Origin of the sequence: Streptomyces hygroscopicus subsp. hygroscopicus (genome assembly GCF_001553455.1) — a bacterium.
GTDB classification, from domain to species: Bacteria; Actinomycetota; Actinomycetes; order Streptomycetales; family Streptomycetaceae; genus Streptomyces; species Streptomyces hygroscopicus.
Map to the genome: position 1 here is coordinate 1 of NZ_BBOX01000256.1, position 6281 is coordinate 6281.

At 73.0% G+C, this 6281-nt stretch carries 5 protein-coding genes and 2 pseudogenes; 5 read left to right on the forward strand and 2 right to left on the reverse strand.

All coding sequences use genetic code 11. The annotated features are described in order from the left end of the window. Positions 1-343, forward strand: a pseudogene (locus tag AXW62_RS46060) (lysylphosphatidylglycerol synthase domain-containing protein); the annotation flags it as partial. A 180-nt stretch (positions 344-523) separates the two neighbouring features. Here the strand turns inward: AXW62_RS46060 and AXW62_RS46065 are convergent. Both AXW62_RS46065 and AXW62_RS24800 read right to left on the reverse strand, forming a co-directional pair. Further along, positions 524-1165, reverse strand: a pseudogene (locus AXW62_RS46065) (RibD family protein); the annotation flags it as partial. Continuing rightward, the gene (locus AXW62_RS24800; RefSeq protein WP_060946448.1) at positions 1162-1914 is read right to left on the reverse strand and encodes a creatininase family protein; all 753 of its coding nucleotides are present in this window, start codon (positions 1912-1914) and stop codon (positions 1162-1164) included. The pseudogene AXW62_RS46065 and the gene AXW62_RS24800, both read right to left, overlap by 4 nt. Before the next feature lie 98 nt (positions 1915-2012). Here AXW62_RS24800 and ribA point away from each other — a divergent pair, with 98 nt between their 5' ends. From ribA to AXW62_RS24820, 4 genes are all read left to right on the forward strand, one after another. Further along, positions 2013-2669, forward strand: a complete 657-nt coding sequence (gene ribA, locus AXW62_RS24805) for a GTP cyclohydrolase II (RefSeq protein WP_060946449.1) — start codon at positions 2013-2015, stop codon at positions 2667-2669. Between the two features lie 167 nt (positions 2670-2836). After that, a complete protein-coding gene (locus tag AXW62_RS24810; RefSeq protein WP_060946450.1) occupies positions 2837-3343 on the forward strand; it encodes a (2Fe-2S)-binding protein in 507 nt (168 codons plus the stop codon). Beyond that, complete coding sequence (locus AXW62_RS24815; protein ID WP_060946451.1) at positions 3340-4329, forward strand: FAD binding domain-containing protein; 990 nt, start codon at positions 3340-3342, stop codon at positions 4327-4329. The genes AXW62_RS24810 and AXW62_RS24815 overlap by 4 nt, the downstream gene beginning before the upstream one ends. After that, positions 4326-6281, forward strand: a 1956-nt coding sequence (locus tag AXW62_RS24820) for a xanthine dehydrogenase family protein molybdopterin-binding subunit (protein WP_060946452.1), incomplete at its 3' end; no start/stop codon positions are given. The genes AXW62_RS24815 and AXW62_RS24820, both read left to right, overlap by 4 nt.

Sequence of the window (6281 nt, forward strand, 5' to 3'; positions counted from 1 at the left end):
CCTCGAGGCGCGCCGCGGACTGCTGGCCCGGGGCAGCTGGCCGGGGGTGGTGGTCTCCTCGGCCGTGGTGCTGGCCGGGCATCTGACGACGTTCGTCCTGGCCGCGCGGGCGGCGGGGTCAGACGCTCCGCTGACCGAGCTGGTGCCCCTGCTGGTGCTCGCCCTGATCGCCATGGCGCTGCCGCTGAACGTGGGCGGCTGGGGCCCCCGGGAGGGCGTCACCGCCTGGGCCTTCGGCGCCGCGGGCCTGGGCGCGGGCCAGGGGCTGACCGTCTCCGTGGTCTACGGCGTGCTCACCTTCGCCGCCGGCCTCCCCGGTGCCGCGGTGCTGGCCGTCCAGTGGGGTGCGCGGGCGCGGCGTCGACAGGTCGAGTTCGAAGAGGGTGTCCTCGCCGAGGGCGGAGCGGCGGACGGGCGGGCGGAGCGCGTCCCGCATGACCGGCGTGCCCTCGAAGCGCAGTCCGGGGACGCCGTCGCCGAGCAGGACCGGGGCCACGGTGACGTAGAGCCGGTGCAGCGCGCCCGCGTGCAGGAAGCGCGAGACGGTGACACCGCCGCCCTCGACGAGTATCCGGCCCAGCCCGCGCCGGGCGAGGGTCCGCACCAGGCGGCGGGGGGCGAAGGCGTCCGGGTCCGCGAGCGTCAGCATCTCCACCCCGTGCGGTGGCGCCGGGCGGCGCTCGCCGGTGGCGCCCACCACCCACAGGGTGGGGGCTGAGCCATCGGTGAAGACCCGTCGGTCCGGCGGCACCCGTCCGTGCGGATCGAGGACGACCCGCACGGGGTGGGGGCCCGCGCAGGCGCGGACGGTCAGCTGGGGGTCGTCCGCGACGGCGGTGCCGGCCCCGACGACCACCGCGTCGGCCAGGGCGCGCAGCCGGTGCAGGTGGCGGCGGTCCTCCTCGCCGGTGACGTAGTCGGCGTCGCCGGTGCGGGTGGCGATGAAACCGTCCAGGCTCTGGCCGAGCTGGGCGATGGTCAGCCGGGGACCGGCCAGGCACAGCGGGAGGTAGCGGTCGGCCAGGAGCCGGGCCTCCGGCGAGGCGGGCTCGCTCCACCGCCACCGGCCGTCCGGGCCCCGGACCAGACCGGCGGCCCCGGCGCCGGCCTCGGTCCGGACCGGTCGCAGCCGCTCCCACGCCGCTTCCGTCTCCAGGAGGGTCATGACGCCTCCTCGCCGGTGCCGACGAGGGCAAGATACTCGGCGAAGGAATCGACGAGCCCGGCCAGGAGTTCCTTTCCCTTATCCGCGGACGCCCGGGACGGCCGCCCGATGACACCGGACTCCGTATAGGCGGACATACCGAGGGTGAGCAAGTGTTTCCGCTCGTCGGATATCCAGTCGGAGGTTTCATGACCGGGCCGGACGAGTTCTGGGTGGGTATGCAGGAGGATGGATGTCTCGAGTTCACCGGCATGCATATCGCTGTGCGCCGGAGTGCGCACTCCGGCGCGCTTGCGCGCGCTGTCCCAGTCCGCCGGTCCCGGGAACAGCGCCATACCGAAGTCACCGCCGGCCGATTCCTGGACGAGGTTCCGCAGTACGTAATTCCCGCCGTGTCCGTTCACCAGGACCAGACCGCGCGTGCCCGCGCGCCGGAGCGAGTCCGCGATGTCGCGGACCACGGCGTAGAGGGTGGCCGCGGAAAGGGACACCGTCCCCGGCCAGGCCGCGTGCTCATGGGAGCAGGAGATGGTCACCGGGGGCAGGCTCAGCACCGGGTGGGCGGCCGCGAGTTCGGCGGCGATGGCGCAGGCGACGACCGTGTCGGTCACCAGCGGGAGAAATGCGCCGTGTTGTTCGAAACTGCCGACGGGAAGGACGGCGACCTTCGCGCCTTCGGCCCGTACGTCTTCCGTCGTCTGCACCGGCAGCACCCCGCCGGCCTGGTGTCGCGTTCTGGAACCGCTCATATCTCGTGGACCTTTCCCGGGTCGGCCCGACAGCGTTTTGCTGCGGCTTTCGCATTTTCCCGCACCAGGGCCGGGGTTTTCCAGATAGGCTGCCGCACATGACAGAAAGTGATGGCGTGTTCGATGTCGGCACCCACCCTTCCGGTGTCGAACGAGTGGTGAATGTCCGGCTGTCCACGAAACATGGCGACTTTCTCGCGATCGGCTATCGGGACCTCGATCGCGGCGATGAACAAATAGCGCTGGTACACGGCGATGTCCGCGGCCGGGAGGCGCTTGTCCGCCTGCATTCGGAGTGCCTCACCGGAGACGCGTTCGGCTCCCGTCACTGCGAGTGCGGCGAGCAGCTCTCGGCGGCGCTGAAGGCGATCGCGGCGGAAGGCCGGGGCGTTCTGGTCTATCTGAGGGGCCATGAGGGACGCGGGATCGGACTGCTCGCCAAGCTGGAGGCGATGAAGCTCCAGTCCGAGGGGCTGGACACCGTCGAGGCCAACCTCGCCCTCGGCCTGCCGGCGGACGCCCGGGACTACAAGGTGGCGGCGGATGTGCTGCACGACCTCCAGGTGCGCTCGGTGCGGCTGCTGTCCAACAACCCCCGGAAGCGGGAGGCGCTGCTGCGGCACGGGGTCGAGGTCAGCGAGCAGGTGCCGCTGCTGATGCCCCCGCACCAGGAGAACCTCCCCTACCTGCTCACCAAGCGGGACCGCATGGACCACTACCTGCCGCATCTGGATGCCGTGGTCCAGCGCACCTGAACGGAGACCGCCCGCCGGGGCCCCGGCCACCGGCACCGGCCGGGCGCGTGCCCGCTTGCGCCACCGTCCGCCACACGGAGTGCGCCGGACGGGCGATCAGCGCACATATGTCCGAGAATGGGGGTGCCCCGTGACGTTCCGACGGACGACGATCAAGGGTAGGGATCATGGACCTGGAGATCGAGCTCCGGGTGGACGGGACCGAGCACCGCCTCACCGTCGACACCCGTACCACGCTGCTGGACGCCCTGCGCGAACAGCTGGGGAACACCAGCCCCAAGAAGGGCTGTGACCACGGGCAGTGCGGCGCCTGCACCCTGCTGCTCGACGGCCGCCGGATCCTCGGCTGTCTCGCCCTGGCCGTCGCCCACCAGGGCGCGGACATCGTCACCGCGGCGGGGCTCACCGACGGTGAACTCCACCCGCTCCAGCGGTCGTTCATCGCCCACGACGCCTTCCAGTGCGGCTACTGCACCCCCGGCCAGATCGTCTCGGCGGCCGGGATGCTGCGGGAGGCCGGGGAGGGCTGGCCGAGCGCCGTGAGCAAGGACCCGAACGCCACCGAGGTGGTGCTCGACGACGAGGAGATCGCCGAGCGGATGAGCGGCAACCTGTGCCGCTGTGCCGCGTACGCCAACATCGTCCCGGCGATCGCGGAGGTGGCGCACCGATGAGGCCCTTTCGCTACGAGCGCGCCGACGAGGTGCCGGCGGCCGTCGCCACCCTGGTCCGGGAGCCCGGGGCGGCCTATCTGGCCGGGGGCACCAACCTGGTCGATCTGATGCGGCTGGAGGTGGCCACCCCGGAGGTGCTGATCGACGTCCGGCGGCTCACCTCCGACCGGATCGAGGAGCTGCCCGACGGGGGGCTGCGCATCGGCGCGGCGGTGACGGGCAGCGATCTGGCCGCCGATCCGCGGGTGCGGCGGCGCTATCCGGTGCTCTCCCAGGCGCTGCTCTCGGGCGCCTCGGGCCAGCTGCGCAATCTGGCCACCACCGGCGGAAACCTGTTGCAGCGCACCCGCTGCCCGTACTTCCAGGACGTCACCACCCCGTGCAACAAACGCACACCGGGCGCGGGCTGTTCGGCGCTGGAGGGCTACCAGCGCGACATGGCGGTCCTGGGCGCCTCCCCCACCTGTGTCGCCACCCACCCCTCCGACATGGCCGTCGCCCTGGCCGCGCTGGGCGCGGTGGTGACGGTGGCCGGGCCGGACGGCGGGCGGCGGATCGCGCTGACCGGGCTGCACCGGCTGCCGGACCACACCCCCGAGCGCGACACCGTGCTGGAGCGCGGTGAGCTGATCACCGGTGTGGAGCTGCCGCCCCCGCACTCCGCCGCCCGCTCGCGCTACCGCAAGGTGCGCGACCGCGCCTCGTACGCCTTCGCGCTGGTCTCGGTCGCCGCCGTGCTGGAGGTCCTCGACGGGGCGGTACGGGACGCGCGCATCGCGCTGGGCGGAGTGGCGCACAAGCCCTGGCGGGCCACCACGGCCGAGACGGTGCTGCGCGGCGCGCCCGCCACCCGGGCGAGCTTCGTGGACGCGGCGGAGGCCGAGCTGTCCGAGGCGCGGCCGCTGCCGGGCAACGCCTTCAAAGTGCCGCTCGCCCGCAACACGATCGTCAGCACCCTGCTGGAGCTGCTGGAGGAGGCGCGATGAGCGACGTCACGGCCCGCCCCCGCGCCATCGGCATCCCGATGGACCGGGTCGACGGCGTGCAGAAGGTCACCGGCACCGCCACCTACGCCTATGAATGGCCCCTCGACCAGCCGGTCTACCTGTATCCGCTGCAGTCCACGATCGCCACCGGGCGCGTCACCGCGGTGGACAGCGCGCTCGCGGAGGCGGAACCCGGGGTGCTGGCCGTGCTCAGCCACCTCAACGCGCCCACGCTGACCCGGCCCGACGATCCGGAACTCGCCGTCCTGCAGTCCGACGAGGTCGCCTGGCGCGGCCAGTTCATCGGCGCGGTGGTCGCCGAGAGCCTGGAGACCGCGCGCCGCGCGGCGGGGCTGGTCCGCGTCGGCTACCAGAGCCGCCCCCACGACGTGGTGCTGCGCGCCGACCGGGAGGACCTCTACACCCCCGCGCACACCGCCGCGTTCGGCACCGGCGGCGGAGAGCTGCAGGACGGCTCGCCCGCCGACAGTGTGCTGGGGGACGCGCAGACGGCGCTGGCGGCGGCGCCGGTCATGGTGGACGCCACCTACTCCACGCCGATGTACCACAACAATCCGATGGAGCCGCACACCGCCGTCGTCACCTGGCGGGACGGTGAGCTGATCGTGCGCTGCTCCACCCAGGGCGTCTCCTTCAGCCAGGCCCTGATCTCCGGGGTGCTGGGCCTGGAGCCGGGGCGGGTGCGGGTGATCTCGCCGCATGTCGGGGGCGCGTTCGGCTCCAAGGTCTACCCCCACTCGTACGCCGTGCTCGCCGCCATGGCCGCCCGGATCGTACGCCGGCCGGTCAAGTTCACCCTCACCCGGCAGCAGATGTTCGCCCTGGTCGGCTACCGCCCCGCGTCGATCCAGCGGATCCAGCTGGGCGCCGACCGGACCGGCACGCTGATCGCGATCGCCCATGATGTGATCGAGCAGACCGCCAGGGCCAAGGGGTACGCGGAGCAGGTGGCCGTCTGCTCCCGGATGATGTACGCGGCGCCGCACCGGCGCACCACCCACCGGCTGGCCCCGCTGGACGTCCCGGTGCCGACGATCATGCGGGCGCCCGGTGAGGCGCAGGGGATGTACGCGCTGGAGTCGGCCGTCGACGAGATGGCGATCGCCTGCGGTCTCGACCCGGTGGAGTTCCGGATCCGCAACGAGCCGGAGGTGCACCCGGAGTCCGGGCTGCCGTTCTCCAGCCGCCATCTGGCGGACTGTCTGCGCGAGGGCGCCCGCCGGGCCGGGTGGGGACGGCGGGACCCGGCCCCCCGGGCGCGGCGCGAGGGGCGCTGGCTGGTGGGCACCGGCGTGGCCGCCTCGACGTATCCCTCCCCCCGCTTCCCGGGGAACGCGGCCACCGTCCGGATGGGCCCGGACGGCCACTGCACGGTGCGGATCGCCGCGGCCGACCTGGGCACCGGCACCTGGACGGCACTCACCCAGATCGCCGCGGACGCGCTGGGCGTCACGGTCGGGCAGGTGGAGATGCGGATCGGGGACACCGCGCTGCCGGCCGCGTCGGTCGCCGGGTTCTCCGCCGGCATCAACAGCTGGGGCACCGCGATCTGGGAGGCGGCGGACCGGCTGCGGGCCCGGCTGCGCACCGAGCACGGCGGTATCGCGCCGCCGGGCGGTCTGGAGGCCACCGCGGAGCTGCCCGGCGGCCATCCGGAGGCCGAACGCTGGGCGATGCACAGCTTCGGCGCCCAGTTCGCCGAGGTACGGGTGGACGAGGACACCGGTGAGGTGCGGGTGGCGCGGCTGCTGGGGATGTTCGACGTGGGCCGGGTGATCAACCCCAAGACGGCCCGGTCCCAGCTGATCGGCGGGATGATCCAGGGGATGTCGATGGCGCTGTACGAACACAGCGTGCTCGACCCGCGGTTCGGCCATGTGGTCAACCACGACCTCGCGCAGTACCACATCGCCTGCCACGCCGACGTCCAC